The following is a 16,092-nucleotide window of genomic DNA, read 5'->3' as shown; positions in this document are numbered from 1 at the left end:
GCTCCTTCGTATGAGTGTGGCATCTTCCCGTGCAACGAAAGAGATCGCGCCGGCAAACGATGCGTGATCCGCAGTGCAGAGAGGGTAGGTCATGTTTTTTCTGATCCGAACCGCGTTCTGGTTTTCGCTGGTGTTGCTGATCATGCCTTTTGGCGGAACCGGCGGCGGCGGCAATGAAGCAGTCAGCCCCATCCAGGCCATGTTTGCCGCGCGAGAAGCCGTCAGCGACGTGAGCGGCATCTGCGAACGCAAACCCGATGTCTGCGAGATCGGGAAATCGGCATTTCAAACGATCGGCGTCAGGGCTCGTGAAAGCGCCAGGATCGCCTATGAGTTGCTCGACCAGCAATTCGGCGAACCCGATCCCTCCATTCAGACCGGCAGCATTCCAGCCGCCATCGACGCTCCAACCGTCAACTGATCCCCTTTTGACGCCGGCTCGATCCGGCGCCACCGCAAGCGCCTCCCTCTCGGCGCCTTGCGGTGTCTTCTTTTTCCGTGACCTTTGGCATCGCGGCAACTATATCCAGTGCAGCCATGGTCACCACGATCAACGAGATATTCGACGACTTCGCCTTCCTAGACGAATGGGAAGACCGCTATCGGTATGTCATCGAACTCGGCCAGGCGCTGCCGCCTTTCCCGGACGCCGCCAGGACCGACGCTCACAAAGTCCAGGGCTGCGTCAGCCAGGTATGGCTGACAACCGACCTCGGCTCCGGCGCGGATCCCGTGGTCACCTTTGCGGGCGATTCCGATGCGCACATCGTCAAGGGTCTCGTGGCAATCATGCTCGCGTTGTTTTCGGGCAAGCGGGCAAGCGAGATCGTTGCGGGCGATGCCGAAGCAACGCTGCGCAAGCTCGGCCTTGACGAGCACCTGACGCCGCAGCGCGCCAACGGCCTGCGTTCGATGGTCAAGCGAATCAAACGCGACGCCGCGATGGCGCTCGAGCCGGCCGCTTAGCCTCAAAAGGCGTCGTGTCTCAGGTTGAAACCGCCTCGTCTGGTTTGATGGCTTAGGTGAAAACGCCTATATGCTTATCGGAAGCAGGTGCGGAGATGTCGCATGACGATCTATAACCTTCTGATGATAATCGGTCTTGTTGTGGTGATTGGCTTCATCGTAAAGGGCTTTTGGAGTTCCACGCGCGTCAAGCCGATGGAACAGCCTGACAATTGGCAGCGTCATATCGGGGGCGACTGATCCCGATCCTACCGGATGGCCAAAGGCACCCGGGGATATGATCGGCAATGCTGACGACGCCGTCAGTTGATTTTCGGACGGTAGTCCGCAGTTCCCCAGTGCAGCATCTGCCCGGCATGGCCGCTCTGTCTCGATTGCGGATGATAATGGCGGTGCAGAACGCCAAGCGCGGTCTTCAGCACGATCTTCGCCGAACGGACCGGCCACTCCCGTTCCATTTCCACCTGCTCGAGCCCTTTCAAGAAGCAGCAGACGTCGATCAGCACTCCGGCAAGTTCGGGACCGACGGCATCAATCGCATCATCCACCCGCTGGCGTGAGGCAAGTGCCGCGTCGGTCAGATCCGCCACGCCGTTGCTGCCGTCACGCCGGCCGGACGCCACCGAGGCCACCCAGTTCGCTCCCATGCGCGGCATGATCTGCCCGCGCGTGTAATCCGAGCGCAGCCGCTCCCCGGCGCGCCATTCGCTTTCCGTCAGAAACGGCCGGCCGTCCTTGGCCTTGCGCCGCACCAACTGGGCAAGTGGCGATTCGGCGAGATTGGCGATGACGGTTGCCATGTTCCCGGCCGTTGTCTCGATCCTGATCTCGTCGAGGTCGCGGTGCTGGTCCTGGAACGCATCACCGACAGCCAGCGCACGCCTCAGATAGGCCGCACCTGTTTGCGACAATGAAAGTTTGCCGGCGACGCGCTCGACTAGGCCGCTCCGGGCCATCGCTTCCAGCGCCATCCTTGGAACGCTGATCGTTCCTCTGTCACCACCATCGAGAAGAATCTTGCCGCCGACGGCCCCGCCGGCAGGCACTGCCTCGCCGCGCGACAGGAACCGCGCGATCCGGACCCATTGCTTGTCTCCCCCCGCGGGACCCATTTATGCGACCTCGTGATTGCGGAATGCCGCCACCGCCACCCGTTCTGTCATCGCGACGATTCGATCGAAGTCGGGGTCGTCGCGCATGTCTTCGATCAGATGGCAGGCATATAACACCGTGGTGCGCTCGCGCTGGAACCCCTTGCCGACCTCGGTCATTGAGAGACCCAGGATGACATGCGTTACATACATGGCGATCTGGCGGACACGCGATATCTCGAATGAGGTCCGCCCGGTCTTGCGCATGTCTTTGCTGCTGACGCAGAACAGCGCGGCGGTCACGTCGATCATGCCTTCGCAGAGTTCGATGACCTCCTCGTTGCGTTTGCCGCTCGGCCGCCAGATCTTTGGCCGCCAGAGCGCCGACTTGTCGATCAGTTTGCGTAGCTGAAGAGAAGATTGAACCTGAAGCGCTTGCACGGAACATATCCTTCGACGAAGAAGATAGGAATATGTTCTTATACGCAGCCTGATGCAGGGTGTGAACAAAAAAGGAACATGAAAAAGGGCAGATTTTAACAAGCCATTGAAAACAGTGTGATATTTTTGTCCTGCATAAAAATATCGCACGGATTCATCCCCACCCCCTCAGCCAGCGCCAACAATGGCCCAGGCAAACAAGGTGGGTGCAAATGTCCGGAATTCTCGGTGAAATACGCGCTTTCAAGGCGCGCAAGGCAGTGCTCGAAATGGAAGCGCGCCAACTTGTGGCCTTGCGCCTGATTTCAGGCGTCGACATGGCCGCGGCGCTGGCGGCCAGACCGGACCAGGCAATCCACATAATGAAGCGTGTCGAGCGGCTGATCGAACGGGAACGGCTCAAGGGCCTGCGCCGACACTGGGCCTACGACCTCAACCGGCATATCGCGCTCAAGCAGGCGCTTGACCAACTGCGCCGGGCTCACGCCTGCCCGGTGCCGGTCCAGCCCTGCCGCTTGGCGCAGCCCTGGAAAGCAAGACGACGCCCAAAGGCGCCGTTTCGCTAAAGTCAAAATGCGGGAATTGTCGTTTATCTGGCCTTGCGCTTGCGGCCCAGACCCATCTTCTTGGCAAGCTGCGAACGCGCGGCCGCATAGTTCGGCGCGACCATCGGGTAGCTCGCGTCGAGGCTCCACTTGTCGCGGTACTGATCCGGCGTCAGACCGTAGTGGGTCATCAGGTGCCGCTTCAGCGACTTGAACTTCTTTCCGTCCTCCAGGCAGATGATGTAATCATCGTGCACGGATTTCTTCGGATTGACTGCCGGCTTCTGCTTGTCGGCCGGAGGTTGTTCACTGTTGCCACCAACTCGGCCCAATGCAGCATGTACATCGGCAATGAGGTTCGGCAATTCGCCAACCGGCACCGGGTTGTTGCTGACATAAGCTGCCACAACATCGGCGGTGAGTTCGATCAGCATTTCGCTGTTTTTTCCAGGCGTTTCGGTAATGTCCATATCTCTCAGGCCCCAACGTAAGTTGTCGTGAACTGTCCCCGATATCGAACTTCGGGGTATCAGGCGATTCCGTGCGGAACACTCAATGTGCGATTCCGATCGCAGCGTTTAAATGGGGCCTCCAGTATTCCAAGTCAATCGTTAATCGTTACTTCAAGGAAGAATGTTGAGATTCCGGTCTACTCCGATTCTATTTCTACTTTAGGTGCATCCATTTATCATACTTATCCTGGCCTGTTCACATTCGGTGACACACAGATACACTGCGGCTACATTAGCAAACCGTGAAATCCCGTTCCGAACGCTGGATAGAAATCAGCTTTGAGACGCAACCGGTGCCGGCTATGCCAGCCAACGCACACGCTCGCATTGTCCACAGTCGTGCCGGCTCAATGCGGGGCGATATACTTGCCGTAGACCCAGCCGGTGACGAAATTGCCGTTCTGGGAAGGATCGTGCCAGACCTCGCACCAGCGCTGCCGCACTTTCTGTTTCTGCTTCCAGTCCGGCTGGTTTGCGATGTCGAGCAGGTCGACGCCTCCGGTGCAGCGCCCAGTCATCTGCAGCACGGTGCCGTTCGGATAAGCGCCCTGCTTCTGCGAGCCGCTCGACGGAAATTTGCGGACATTGAGCGCATCACCGAAAGGCACGTTGGCGACTTCCCAGGCCGCGAAAGTCGCGGCGGCGGATTGTATGGCCGGCAGTGCCACCGCTGAAGCGATCGCCAAGGCCATTGCAGTTTTGACAAAGCTGTTCATTGCTGTTTCTCCCCCGGACCCGCCGGCTAAGTTGACGCGTTGAATGAATGCCTCGCGGCCCTTGAACCAACGCTGATCGGCGTGTTCACTTGCCGTTCAAGATAAATCCAGAGAACCCAATGACCCGAAATACCAGATTTCCCGAAGCCACACCGCCGCAGACCGAACAACGGCCGCGTCCCGACACCTGGCACAATATTACGCGCGTCGACGAATATGCATGGCTCAGAGCGGAGAACTGGCAGGAGGTTTTCAAGGACCCTTCCACCCTCGACCCGGCAATCCGCAGCCACCTGGAAGCGGAGAATGCCTATCAGGCTGCCTTGATGGAAGACACCGGGACACTGCGCAAACAGCTTTTTTCCGAGATGAAAGGGCGCATCAAGGAAGACGATTCGTCGGTGCCGATGAAAGACGGTCCCTTCGCCTATGGTTCGTCGTTCAAACTCGGCGGCGAACAGCCGCGCTATTTCCGCATCCCCAGCGCCGGCGGCGCTGAAGAAATCATCCTCGATGGCGATCATGAAGCCGAAGGCAAGGCCTATTTCCGCATCGGCGGCATCGACCATTCGTCCGACCACCGCCGCCTGCTCTGGGCCTTCGACGACAAGGGCTCGGAGTTCTTTTCGCTGCGGGTGCGCGATCTTTCCAACGGTGGCGACCTCGACGACCAGGTGTCCGACACCGGCGGCTCCGGGGTCTGGAACACCTCGAACGACGGCTTTTTCTATACGCGCGTCGATGCCAATCACCGCCCCTCGAAAATCTTCTTCCACGACATCGGCACGCAAACCGCCAGCGATCGGTTGATCTACGAGGAGACCGATCCTGGATTTTTCATGAGTGTCGGCGGCAGCCGCCGTAACGAATGGATTTTCATCGCCATCAACGACCACGAAACCTCGGAGTATCGGCTGCTGCCAGCCGGCGATCCTCTGGCCGTGCCGCGCATCGTGGCGCCCCGTGAAACCGGCCTGCAGTACGATCTCGAGGAAGGCGGCGACATCTTCTTCATCCTCACCAACGCCGACGGCGCCAAGGACTTCAAGATCGTCACCGCTCCCGTCGCCGATCCATCGCGCGCCAACTGGCGGGATCTCGTCCCGCATGAGCCGGGCCGGCTGATCCTGTCGATGCTGTCGTTCCAGAATTTCCTGGTTCGGCTGGAGCGCAAGGACGGCCTGCCGCGCATCGTGATCCACGAGCGCGCGACCGGCGAAGAACACCTGATCGCCTTCGACGAGGAAGCCTTCTCGCTCGGCCTCTCCGGTTCCTACGAATACGACACCGAGACGATGCGCTTCACCTACTCGTCGATGACGACGCCAGCGCAGGTCTTCGACTACGATATGCGCTCGCGTGAGCGTGTGCTCCTGAAAACCCAGGAAGTGCCATCCGGCCACGACCCGGAGAACTATGTGACACGCCGCCTGATGGCGAAATCGCACGACGGGGAACTGGTGCCGGTCTCGCTGATCTATCACCGTGAGACGCCGCTCGACGGCACCGCACCCTGCCTGCTCTACGGCTACGGCTCCTATGGCATCACCGTTCCCGCAGCCTTCAACACCAATTGCCTGTCGCTGGCCGACCGCGGCTTCGTCTATGCCATCGCCCATGTGCGCGGCGGCAAGGACAAGGGCTTCTCCTGGTACGAGGACGGCAAGCGGGCGAAGAAGATGAACACGTTCCGCGACTTCATCGCGGTAGCGCGTCACTTGGTCGCCGAAAACTACACGTCGCACGACCGCATCGTCGCGCAGGGCGGGTCCGCCGGCGGCATGCTGATGGGCGCCATCGCCAACATGGCGCCCGACGCCTTCGGCGCCATCATCGCCGAGGTTCCGTTTGTCGACGTGCTGACCACCATGCTGGACGAGACATTGCCGCTGACCCCGCCGGAATGGCCGGAATGGGGAAACCCGATCCAGTCGGAAGACGACTATCGGACGATCGCCGCCTATTCGCCCTATGACAACGTCACGGCACTCGATTATCCGCCTATCCTTGCAGTCGCCGGTCTCACCGATCCCCGCGTCACCTATTGGGAACCGGCGAAATGGGTGGCGCGTCTCAGGGCGCGCGGCACGTCGGGCAATCCGGCCCTGTTCAAGATCAACATGGATGCCGGGCATGCCGGTGCGTCGGGCCGGTTTTCGCGGCTCGAAGAGATCGCCTACACCTATGCCTTCGCGCTGAAGGCGACCGACAAGGCCAGCCAGACAGGCTGAGCCCGTACGCTCAGCCTTTCGGGAAGCGTCCATCTCGTCGCGCCGGCACGAGGGGCCTGCTAAGAATGGAAACCGCCCGCTCCTTCGAACAGCGGGCGCTGCTTGGCAAGCCCGTTGCCGACGACTTCGAAGAAGGCCCGCACCCGGGCGGTTCCCTTCAGGTCGGCATGCGTGACGATCCATATCTCGCCGGTCAGTGGTGGCAGGAGTTGCGGTATCGCGCGAACCAGGTCGGGTTCGGGATCACCGAGATAGCAGGGCAGCAAGGCGAGCCCAACGGCGGCTTTCACCGCGACCAGTTGGTTCACCAGACTGTTCGTCCGGTAGATGATTGCCTGCGCCGGCACCGTTCTGGCAAGCCAGTCGGCGGGTGCGATTGATGACGCCGCTTCGTCCCAGCCGATGATCGGATGCTCGGCAAGGTCCTTGAAGGCAGCGATCCTGCCTTTAGCCGCATCCCCGTAAGACCGCGCGGCATAGATGGCCCAAGCGACGTTGGCCAGCTTGCGGCCCCAGAGATCGCCCTCCTTAGGGCGCAGCGGCCGCAGCGCGATGTCGGCCTCGCGGCGTGAAAGGTCGAGCACGCGGTTGTCGATTGCAAGCTCGATCACGATGCCGGGATGTTCGCGGCGGAAGGCGGCTATGTGGCCGGTCAGCAGGCGGTAGGCCAGCGTCTCAGAGGACGTGACCCGCAGCCGGCCCGACAGGCGGCGATCGCGCCCCGTCAGGTCGCGGTCGAGCGCCATGACCTCGTCTTCGATGCGCTCCGCCGCATCTGCCATCCGTTCGCCGCTCGCCGTCGGCTGGTAGACCCCGCCGGGCAAGCGTTCGAACAAACGCACGCCCAGCCGTTCCTCCAGCCCGTTCAACCGTCGAAACGCGGTCGAATGGTCGATGCCGAGCAGCTTTGCCGCCGCGGTCAGCGTGCCGCCGCGCGCCACCGCCAGCACAAATCGGGGATCGTTCCAGTCGCTCATGAGCCGATCGTAGCACAGGCCATGCTTGCAATCACGCAAACAGCATTGGCGAATTGCCAAATTCCCTTGCGTGATGGCAGGCCCCATATTCCCGGCATTCGCAATGTCACGACAAGGAGCTCTTCCGTGAAACTCTACTACGCGCCGGGAACTTGTTCGCTTTCTCCCCACATCGTCGCCCGTGAGGCCGGCATTCCGCTAGTCCTCGAACGCGTCGACATCGGCAGGTTGCCGCACAGCACGGCGAACATTCCCGACTTCGGCACGATCAACCCCAACGGCTATGTGCCTGTGCTCGAACTGGACGACGGCTCGCTGCTGACCGAGGGCGTTGCAATCGTCCAGTATCTCGCCGACCTCATGCCCGAATCCGGACTGGCTCCGGCTGCCGGAACCCGCGAGCGTTATCAGTTCCAGTCCTGGCTCACCTTCATCTCGAGCGAGTTGCACAAAATGTACAGCCCGTGGCTGTTCCATCCCGAATACGGCGCGGATGCCGAGGCGGGCGCCCGCGACAGGATCCGGCAGCGCCTGGCTTTCGTCGAAACCCACCTTGCCGGCAATGGTCCTTATCTCATGGGCAGCCGGTTCACCGCCGCCGATGCCTATCTCTTCACGATTGTCGAGTGGTCATCCTTGACCAGGATTGACCTGACCCCGTTTCCCGCGGTGCGGGACTACCTCGCCCGGATCGCCGGCCGGCCAAGCGTCGTCGAAGCGCGCGCGGCCGAGCGCCGCAAGGCCGCGGCTTGAGGGCAGACCGATGACCACGCTCACCCTCGTCAGCCACCATCTTTGCCCTTACGTGCAACGCGCCGCTATCGCGCTTCACGAGAAGAACGTCGCCTTCGATCGGGTGACGATCGATCTGGCCGAAAAGCCCGGCTGGTTCCTGAAAATCTCGCCGCTCGGCAAGGTCCCTCTCCTTCGCGTGCCTTCGGCGGAGGCTGGCGAAACCGTGCTCTTCGAAAGCAGCGTCATTTGCGAATATATCGAGGAGACGCAGCCAGGGCCGCGGCTCCACCCCGAAGATCCGCTTGAACGGGCGCGGCATCGCGCATGGATGGAATTCGGCTCAGCCATTCTCGCCGAACTCTGGGGGTTCGAAACCGCGCGGGACTTTGCAACCTACGAAACCAGGCGGCAGGCACTGGCGGCGAAGTTCGCCGCGGTCGAAGCCGTACTCGGAGCCGGTCCATATTTTGCCGGCGCCTCCTTCAGCCTCGTCGATGCCGTCTTCGCACCGATCTTTCGCTATTTCGACGTCTTCGACACGATCGCAGAAACCGGAATCTTCGCCCAAGCCCCGAAAGTCAAGGCGTGGCGGGCCGATCTTGCGGCGCGCCCGAGCGTTCGTGCCGCTGTGGGAGAGGATTATCCGCGGCGTCTGCGCGCCTTCCTTGTGGCGCACGACGCACATCTCCTCAAGCTGGCAGCATGAGGCAGTCATGAGTCAGAGTGTTGCATGGATAGCCCTGGTGACTGCGGGACTCCTTGATGTGGCCTGGGCCGTTTCGATGAAATATTCCGACGGCTATTCCCGCCCGGGCTGGACTGCGGTGTCAATCGCGCTCCTCGGTCTTTTCGTCTACCTGCTCGGCCGGGCGCTGCAGGTGCTGCCCGTCGGCGTCGCCTATGCCGTATGGACCGGCATCGGCGCCGTCGGAACAGTGTTGCTGGGCGTGATTCTGTTCGGGGACACGCTCGGCCCGTTCCGCATCGGTGGCGTTGCTTTCGTCTTCGCCGGCATCGTTATGCTGAAATTCGCGCCGGCGTGAATGGCCACCCACCGACGAGAAGAATCCGCTCGCATTTACCGCTGCAACGCGCTACCGGCCCCATCCGGGCGGCGCAATCCCGCATCGTCCTATCCCTGCCTTCGGATCATGATCGATGCTCCTTATCGACACCTATCTCGACAAGTCCACCATCCAGGGGATTGGCGTCTACGCGAAAAACCCCGTAGCCAAGGGCGCCCTGATCTGGCGGCTCGACGAGCGTTTCGACCGGCTGATCGACGTCGAGACCTGGGAGGCCCAGAGCGGTCCGGTGAAGGACTATCTCGACCGCTACTGCTACCCGCGCCGCAGCGACCCCAGATACATCGTCTTCGAAGCCGACGACGCCCGCTACATGAACCATTCCTACAGCCCGAACTGCGACTTCTCGCATGGCGACCTCGCCCACGCACTCAAGGACATCGCAGCCGGCGAAGAGCTTACCTGCGACTACAATGTCTTCTTCGCCGACGGCTTCGAGTTCCTGGGAGATCGATAGCCCGGCGGAACCCGTTTCAGCGCACCGATTGCGTATTCGCTGAATTTCCGAAAAAATCGCCGCGCCTTGTCGGAATCGCGCGGCCTCGAACGTCCTTGGGTTGAAGGCGCCCGGAGTTGAACTCCCAGCGCGCGGATCGAGCCATGAAGGACGTGCAGCCATGAACCTTTCCTATCGCTGGGTCATCGTCGGCGCCGGCGCCCTGATGACCTGCGTCGCCATCGGCGCCATGTTCTCGCTGGCGATTTTCCTCGAGCCGATGACCACGGACACCCACTGGTCCCGCGCCGGCATATCGAGCGCGATGACGCTCAATTTCCTGATCATGGGCGTCGGCGGGTTCATGTGGGGTGCTGCGACCGATCGTTTCGGCGCCCGCATCGTCGTGCTGATAGGCGCGGTATTGCTCGGGCTCGCACTGGTTCTGGCGAGCCGCACGCAGTCGCTGCTCGCATTCCAGCTTACCTACGGCGTCCTCGTCGGCCTCGCGGCAAGCGCCTTCTTCGCGCCGATGATCGCGACGACCACTGCCTGGTTCGACACCAACCGCAGCCTTGCCGTCTCGCTCGTTTCCGCCGGCATGGGCGTGGCGCCGATGACCATCTCGCCATTCGCCGGCTGGCTCATTTCCGCCTACGACTGGCGGATGGCGATGTTCCTTATCGGCGTCATGGCCTGGGTTCTTCTCGTGCCCGCAGCGCTGCTGGTGCGCCAGCCGCCGGCTCCCGCCGCGGATGAAGCCGGTGCCGATCTTGCCGCCGAAGGTGCCGGCATGTCGGTCGGGCAGGCACTGCGCTCGCCCCAATTCCTGGTCCTCGGCATCACGTTCTTTGCCTGCTGCGTGGCCCATTCGGGACCGATCTTCCACATGGTCAGCTACGCGATGGTTTGCGGCATCGCGCCGATGGCTGCGGTCAGCATCTACAGCGTCGAGGGCCTGGCGGGCCTCGGCGGCCGCCTCCTGTTCGGCCTGAGCGCCGACCGGCTCGGCGTCAAACCCGTCCTCATCGCCGGCCTGCTGATCCAGGCGCTTGTCATCCCGGCATACCTCATGGTCAGCCGGCTCGGCGAATTCTACGGGCTCGCTATCATCTTCGGCGCTGCCTATGGCGGCGTGATGCCGCTCTACGCGGTGCTGGCCCGCGAATATTTCGGACCGCGCATCATTGGCACGGTGTTCGGCGCGGCAACCATGCTGTCGAGCATCGGCATGGCGTTCGGCCCGCTGGCCGGCGGCTTCGTATTCGACACGTTCGCCAGCTACTCATGGCTGTTCGTCGGTTCGGCCATTGTCGGCCTTGGCGCGGTGGCCGTGGCGATTGCCTTCCCGCCATTGCCGCGCGCTGCCGAGCTCAAATTGGCGTAACAGCCTGAGTTGCGAAGGGCCGATCCGCCCTTCACCTATCCACCCGGCTGGGCCGGCTGCCTGGCCGGGTACCCGTTGGGATGTGGCGGTACGGCCTTGAGATAGGCGGCGATCGCTTCGCGGTCGGCGGCAGGAAGCATCGCCATGTTCTTCTGCACCGCCACCATCGACCCGCCGACCGAATCGAAATCCGGCGTGAAGCCGGTTTCGAGGAAACTCGCGATGTCGCCTCCGGACCAGTCGCCGATGCCGCCCTCGCCGCTCGTTATGTTCGGCACGATGCCATCGCCTTCGGCGGCGACCGCGCCGGCAAGCCATTGATCCTTTTTCAGTCCGCCGGTGAACTGCCGCGGCGTGTGGCATTCGCCGCAATGGCCTGGCCCCTCCACCAGATATTGACCGGCCCGAGCGTTTTCCGGCGCGCCGTCCGCAAGTACTACGACCGGTTCATCGCTCAGATAGAGCCGCTTCCACAGGCCGAGCCCGCGGCGGATGTTGAACGGAAAGCCGAGCTGGTGACCGGCGGCCTTTCCCTCGACGGCGGGCAGAGTTTTCATGAAGGCATAAAGGTCGGCGATATCGGCCGGTTGCATGCGGGTGTAGGAAGAATAGGGAAACGCCGGGTAATAGTGCTCGCCGGCCGGCGAAACACCGCGCAGCATCGCATTGGCGAAATCCTCTAGCGACCAGCCGCCGATGCCGTCCTGCGGATGCGGCGAAATATTCGGCGCGACGAACGTCCCGAACGGGGTTTTCAATTCGAGCCCGCCGGCCAGTTCCAGCCGTGCCGGGCCTTCCGACTTCGGCCGGGCATGGCAGGACGTGCACCCGCCGGCCCAGAAGATCCGCTCACCCTTCGTCGCATCGCCTTCGCCAAGCGCTGCGACCGCCTCGGCATCGAGCAGAACCGGAGCGGAAAGAAACCAGGCAACGGCAGCGCCGGCGCCGCCGAGCAGGACGGCGGCGACAGCCAGTTTGCCGATCAGGCCCATCGAGCCGGAACTAGCTCTTCTTGATGCGGAAGGTCTCGTGGCAGCCGCCGCAGTTTTGGCCAAGTGCGCCAAGCGTGGCCTTCACGGCTTCGACGTCCTGCGGCGGGGCGGCGACGGCAGCGGCCGTATCGGCCTTGAACTTGTCGACCTTGGCCTGGAACCCGGCCATGTCTTCCCAGATCTTCGGCGACGCAGTGGTGTCGCCCTGGTCGGTGCCGGCCGGGAAGAGTGCCGCCACGTCCATCTTGGCGGCATCCTCGCTGAGCGTCGTCAGCGCAGCCAGCACCGCGGCGGCGTCGAAAGGCTGCTCGCCCTTGGCGATCGCACCGAGTTGACCGGCGGCCTTGCCGTTCGCTTTCATCAGTGCTTTCCGGTCGGCGATGGGATCGGCAAAGGCTGCCGTTCCGGCGAGCGCGAGGGCAGAGATGGCGAGTATGAGCTTTCTCATGAAATTCCTCCGATTGATGAGAGCGTGGAGACGAATGGTCTCGTGAATCTAACGACCGATTTGGACCATAAATTCCGATCACACGCATTCACGGTTTTGTGAGTTTGGCGCCGACCACAAACAAAAACCCCGGCCGAAGCCGGGGTTTTCAGTCGGCGATTATTTCGCCTTTTCATAGAGTTCCAGCACATGATCCCAGTTGATCAGGCTGTCGACGAACGCCTCCAGATACTTCGGGCGGGCATTGCGGTAGTCGATGTAATAGGAATGTTCCCACACGTCGACGCCAAGGATCGGCGAGGCGCCGTGAACCAGCGGGTTCTCGCCGTTCGGGGTCTTGGAGATGGCCAGCTTGCCGTCCTTCACCGAGACCCAGGCCCAGCCGGAGCCGAACTGCGTGGTGCCGGCGGCGATGAAATCAGACTTGAACTTGTCGTAGCCGCCGAGATCGCTGTCGACAGCCTTTTGCAGCGCGCCAGGCAGCTTGTTGCCGCCGCCGCCTTTCTTCATCCACTTCCAGAAATGGATGTGGTTGTAGTGCTGGGCGGCATTGTTGAAGAGGCCGGCGTTCTTGCCGAAAGACTGCTTGACCACTTCCTCCACGGACAACTTGTCCATGCCGGCTTCCGCCGCGAGCTTGTTGCCGTTGTCGACATAGGCCTTGTGGTGCTTGTCGTGGTGATACTCCAGCGTCTCTTTCGACATATAGGGCTGCAGCGCCTCATAATCGTAAGGCAGTTCCGGCAGTTCAAAAGCCATGGTCGTACTCCTCTTTTGGCAAATTCCGGCAGTCCATACCGGAAAACATAGACCCGGACCACCTTGCGGCAAGCCGGGAACAAAGCTCCCGCGTTCTATCTAGTGAATCACCCGGCGGAAGTCGAATGCGCCCAGTCCCAATAAAGTTCCCGGGCGCGCTTGGCCACGGATCCAGGCTGGAGATCGCGGCCCTCGATGCGCGTTACCGGAACCACCTTCGAATGGTTGCCGGTGGAGAAAATCTCGTCGGCCTCGAGGAAATCCTGCACCGAGAGCGTCCGTTCGGTGGTCCTGAAGCCGTAGTCGCCGAGCAGCGAAATGGTTCGCGAGCGGGTGATCCCGGACAGAAACGAACCATTTGCCGCCGGCGTCGAAATATGCCCGTCCTTGACGAGGAAAATGTTGGAAGTGCCTGTTTCAGCGACATTTCCCAGCATGTCGAGCACGAGCGCGTTGTCGAAGCCGCGTGCCTTCGCTTCAAGTATGGCGCGGCCGTTGTTGGGATAAAGGCAGCCGGCCTTGGCGTTTGTCGGCGCCGTCTCGATCGACGGCCGGCGAAACGGCGACACGGTCACCGAAAACCCGGCCGGCGAAATCATCGGCGATTCGTAGAGGCAGAGGCAGAAGCGCGTCGACGATGGTTCGGCCGGCACTCCCATGTAGCCGCCATGCTCGGCCCAATACATTGGCCTGATATAAACCGCGGTCTTGCCGTCGAATTTCTTCAGGCCCTCCCAGGTCAGGCCGACGATCTCGTCGACCGTCTTGGTCGGCTGCAGGCCGAGCGCGACCGCCGAAGCGTTGACGCGTGCCGAATGGCGATCAAGATCGGGGGCCACGCCTTCGAACCAGCGGCCGCCGTCGAAAACGCTGGAGCCAAGCCACATCGCATGCGAACGCGGTCCGATCAGCGCCACGTTGCCCTCGTACCAGTCGCCATCGACGAAGGTCCAGGTTGCCGTTTCTGCCGCAGTCGCCAAAGTCATCAACTATTCCATTCGCAGATGTTTCTTCCGGCGCCATCGAAAAGACTTTGACGGCAGAGGTCAACTGGCAAAACTTGGGCCAGGCCGTTCTTGACCGCACCCTGCGGTTGCGATGAACTGCCTGAAGAAACGAGGGAATCGATGCGCCACGCGGCTTATGTCTTCGACGCCTACGGCACTCTGTTCGATGTCCACGCGGCGGTAAGGCGTCACGCCGATGAAATCGGCCCCGACGGCCAGTTTTTCTCCGAAATCTGGCGCGCCAAGCAGCTCGAATATTCCTGGGTCCGCACCCTGATGGATGCTTATGCTGATTTCTGGCAACTGACCGAACAGGCGCTCGATTTCGCGTTCAGCAAGGTGCCGTCGGTCGACCCCGCGTTGCGCGAAAAACTGCTCGATGCCTATTGGCACCTCGATTGCTATCCCGAGGTGCCGGCGGTCCTCAAGGCCCTGAAGGCCGACGGCGCCCGCCTTGCGATCCTTTCGAACGGCTCGCCGGCAATGCTCGAGGCAGCCGTCCGGTCGGCCGCTCTCGATAACGTGATCGACGAGGTTATCTCGGTCGACAGCGTCAAACGCTTCAAGACGGACCCATCCGTCTACGATCTGGTGACCACCGGCTGGCGGCTTTATCCGGCTGCGGTTTCCTTCCAGTCCTCCAACCGCTGGGACATCGCCGGCGCCACGAAATTCGGCTTTCGCACCGTCTGGATCAACCGTACCGGCCAGCCAGACGAGTATCGCGACCTGTCCCCGGCCTTAATTCTTCCTTCACTGGAAGGACTGCTAATCGCCGGGTGAAAGCCCTGCCAACACGGCGTGGCGCAAATGTCACAACTCGGTGCGGTCACGGCTTCGCCATTGTTTGTCCAACTTGAGGCCAGATTCGGACACCCTATCTCCACCCGTGTCACGGGAGGGAGGGCGCACGGAATTCCGGGCGTTCAGTAGTTCTTCAGTAATACGCCAAGCAGGATAAAATGCCCGGAATTTCAAAAGCATCCGTCGGTTTCAGCCGGCGTCAGTTTCTTACGGCCTCCAGCGCAGTCGCCGCCTCAGCCGCACTTTCAGCCTGCACCACGGTCGGCGAGAGGCTTCCCGATTACACGGACCGCGAGCCCATCCCGCAGGAGCCACGGCTCAGCGGCTACGACCAGATGTACGCTTCCGTTTTCGACGAAGGCTACGAACTGCCGGCGATCCCGGTCAACAAGATCGATCGCAGGTACCTCCGCCAGATCGTGCAGGACCCGACCGGCGAAATGCCCGGCACCATCGTCGTCGATACGCAGGCCCACTTCCTTTACCTGGTTCGCCCCTCCGGCGAGGCGATCCGCTACGGCGTCGGCCTCGGTCGCGCCGGCTTCGCATGGTCGGGACGCGCAGTCGTTCAATGGAAAAAAAAGTGGCCGACCTGGAAAGTTCCGGACGAGATGATCGCCAGGCAGCCGGAACTGGAGAAATACAGCGTCGCCAATGGCGGCATGCAGCCCGGCCTCAAGAACCCGCTTGGCTCGCGGGCGCTGTATATCTTCCAGAACGGCGAGGACACGCTCTACCGCATCCATGGCTCGCCGGAATGGTGGACCATCGGAAAATCGGTGTCGTCCGGCTGCGTTCGCATGATCAACCAGGACGTCATGGATCTTTACAACCGCGTCCCGAACAAGACGCCGATCGTCGTCTACTGACGCACGAGCCCTGTTCCAACAGTTCGGCCGGGTTTTCATCCAAACTGTTGGAACATCCACGATGATGAGGCATCGCAGCGTTTACAGGCCG

Annotated in this window: 21 protein-coding genes; 12 read left to right on the top strand and 9 right to left on the bottom strand. The window is 61.7% G+C overall.

Features of this window, described 5'->3' with window-relative positions; genetic code table 11:
• Positions 1–91: 91 nt before the first annotated feature.
• From OHD58_RS08770 to OHD58_RS08760, 3 genes are all read left to right on the top strand, one after another.
• Entirely contained in the window at positions 92–421 is a 330-nt protein-coding gene (locus OHD58_RS08770; protein WP_263802823.1) for a DUF5330 domain-containing protein, read from the top strand.
• A 116-nt stretch (positions 422–537) separates the two neighbouring features.
• Positions 538–966: a SufE family protein gene (locus OHD58_RS08765; protein ID WP_263803571.1), complete on the top strand. Its 429-nt coding sequence runs from the start codon at positions 538–540 to the stop codon at positions 964–966.
• Between the two features lie 102 nt (positions 967–1,068).
• Positions 1,069–1,206, top strand: coding sequence for a hypothetical protein (locus tag OHD58_RS08760; protein ID WP_263802822.1), 138 nt, complete (start codon positions 1,069–1,071; stop codon positions 1,204–1,206).
• A gap of 62 nt (positions 1,207–1,268) precedes the next feature.
• On the opposite strand, the gene OHD58_RS08755 is transcribed toward OHD58_RS08760, so the two are convergent.
• Complete coding sequence (locus OHD58_RS08755) at positions 1,269–2,078, bottom strand: DUF6456 domain-containing protein (RefSeq protein ID WP_263802821.1); 810 nt, start codon at positions 2,076–2,078, stop codon at positions 1,269–1,271.
• Positions 2,079–2,498: a helix-turn-helix domain-containing protein gene (locus OHD58_RS08750; protein ID WP_263802820.1), complete on the bottom strand. Its 420-nt coding sequence runs from the start codon at positions 2,496–2,498 to the stop codon at positions 2,079–2,081.
• Between the two features lie 212 nt (positions 2,499–2,710).
• Between OHD58_RS08750 and OHD58_RS08745 the strand changes: the two genes are divergently transcribed.
• Entirely contained in the window at positions 2,711–3,064 is a 354-nt protein-coding gene (locus tag OHD58_RS08745) for a cytoplasmic protein (RefSeq protein WP_263802819.1), read from the top strand.
• Positions 3,065–3,087: 23 nt separating this feature from the next.
• Here the strand turns inward: OHD58_RS08745 and OHD58_RS08740 are convergent, their stop codons facing one another.
• Both OHD58_RS08740 and OHD58_RS08735 read right to left on the bottom strand, forming a co-directional pair.
• Entirely contained in the window at positions 3,088–3,513 is a 426-nt protein-coding gene (locus tag OHD58_RS08740) for a MucR family transcriptional regulator (protein ID WP_318528245.1), read from the bottom strand.
• Between the two features lie 389 nt (positions 3,514–3,902).
• A complete protein-coding gene (locus OHD58_RS08735; RefSeq protein ID WP_263802818.1) occupies positions 3,903–4,271 on the bottom strand; it encodes an SH3 domain-containing protein in 369 nt (122 codons plus the stop codon).
• 119 nt (positions 4,272–4,390) lie between these two features.
• Here OHD58_RS08735 and OHD58_RS08730 point away from each other — a divergent pair, with 119 nt between their 5' ends.
• On the top strand, positions 4,391–6,502 hold the full coding sequence (locus tag OHD58_RS08730; protein ID WP_263802816.1) for a S9 family peptidase: 2,112 nt from the start codon (positions 4,391–4,393) through the stop codon (positions 6,500–6,502).
• Positions 6,503–6,561: 59 nt separating this feature from the next.
• Here OHD58_RS08730 and OHD58_RS08725 read toward each other — a convergent pair whose 3' ends face one another.
• Positions 6,562–7,479, bottom strand: a complete 918-nt coding sequence (locus OHD58_RS08725) for a LysR family transcriptional regulator (protein WP_263802815.1) — start codon at positions 7,477–7,479, stop codon at positions 6,562–6,564.
• A gap of 126 nt (positions 7,480–7,605) precedes the next feature.
• On the opposite strand from OHD58_RS08725, the gene gstA reads away from it, so the two are divergent.
• The 5 genes from gstA to OHD58_RS08700 all read left to right on the top strand — a co-directional run bounded on the left by gstA (position 7,606) and on the right by OHD58_RS08700 (position 11,122).
• Positions 7,606–8,232 (top strand): glutathione transferase GstA, encoded by a 627-nt coding sequence (gene gstA / locus OHD58_RS08720; protein ID WP_263802814.1) that lies wholly within the window; start codon positions 7,606–7,608, stop codon positions 8,230–8,232.
• A gap of 10 nt (positions 8,233–8,242) precedes the next feature.
• On the top strand, positions 8,243–8,920 hold the full coding sequence (locus OHD58_RS08715) for a glutathione S-transferase family protein (protein ID WP_263802813.1): 678 nt from the start codon (positions 8,243–8,245) through the stop codon (positions 8,918–8,920).
• A gap of 7 nt (positions 8,921–8,927) precedes the next feature.
• The gene (locus OHD58_RS08710; protein WP_263802812.1) at positions 8,928–9,257 is read left to right on the top strand and encodes a DMT family transporter; all 330 of its coding nucleotides are present in this window, start codon (positions 8,928–8,930) and stop codon (positions 9,255–9,257) included.
• 115 nt (positions 9,258–9,372) lie between these two features.
• Positions 9,373–9,756 carry an SET domain-containing protein gene (locus OHD58_RS08705; protein WP_263802811.1) on the top strand — a complete coding sequence of 128 codons (384 nt, stop codon included), beginning with the start codon at positions 9,373–9,375 and terminating at the stop codon, positions 9,754–9,756.
• A 160-nt stretch (positions 9,757–9,916) separates the two neighbouring features.
• Positions 9,917–11,122 carry an MFS transporter gene (locus OHD58_RS08700; protein WP_263802810.1) on the top strand — a complete coding sequence of 402 codons (1,206 nt, stop codon included), beginning with the start codon at positions 9,917–9,919 and terminating at the stop codon, positions 11,120–11,122.
• A 35-nt stretch (positions 11,123–11,157) separates the two neighbouring features.
• Here OHD58_RS08700 and OHD58_RS08695 read toward each other — a convergent pair whose 3' ends face one another.
• From OHD58_RS08695 to OHD58_RS08680, 4 genes are all read right to left on the bottom strand, one after another.
• Positions 11,158–12,114, bottom strand: a complete 957-nt coding sequence (locus tag OHD58_RS08695; protein WP_263802809.1) for a cytochrome c — start codon at positions 12,112–12,114, stop codon at positions 11,158–11,160.
• Positions 12,115–12,124: 10 nt separating this feature from the next.
• Positions 12,125–12,562: a c-type cytochrome gene (locus OHD58_RS08690; RefSeq protein WP_263802808.1), complete on the bottom strand. Its 438-nt coding sequence runs from the start codon at positions 12,560–12,562 to the stop codon at positions 12,125–12,127.
• Between the two features lie 159 nt (positions 12,563–12,721).
• Entirely contained in the window at positions 12,722–13,321 is a 600-nt protein-coding gene (locus tag OHD58_RS08685) for a superoxide dismutase (protein WP_263802807.1), read from the bottom strand.
• Positions 13,322–13,428: 107 nt separating this feature from the next.
• Entirely contained in the window at positions 13,429–14,307 is an 879-nt protein-coding gene (locus OHD58_RS08680; protein WP_263802806.1) for a branched-chain amino acid aminotransferase, read from the bottom strand.
• Between the two features lie 141 nt (positions 14,308–14,448).
• Between OHD58_RS08680 and OHD58_RS08675 the strand changes: the two genes are divergently transcribed.
• Positions 14,449–15,111 (top strand): haloacid dehalogenase type II, encoded by a 663-nt coding sequence (locus OHD58_RS08675; RefSeq protein ID WP_263802805.1) that lies wholly within the window; start codon positions 14,449–14,451, stop codon positions 15,109–15,111.
• Positions 15,112–15,290: 179 nt separating this feature from the next.
• Positions 15,291–16,001: a L,D-transpeptidase gene (locus OHD58_RS08670; protein ID WP_263802804.1), complete on the top strand. Its 711-nt coding sequence runs from the start codon at positions 15,291–15,293 to the stop codon at positions 15,999–16,001.
• Positions 16,002–16,092 lie beyond the last annotated feature (91 nt).

The organism is Mesorhizobium sp. ZC-5, assembly GCF_025753855.1.
Classification (GTDB): domain Bacteria; phylum Pseudomonadota; class Alphaproteobacteria; order Rhizobiales; family Rhizobiaceae; genus Neomesorhizobium.
Note: the sequence above shows the minus strand (reverse complement) of the source record. Positions and strands in the feature narration are given on the sequence as shown.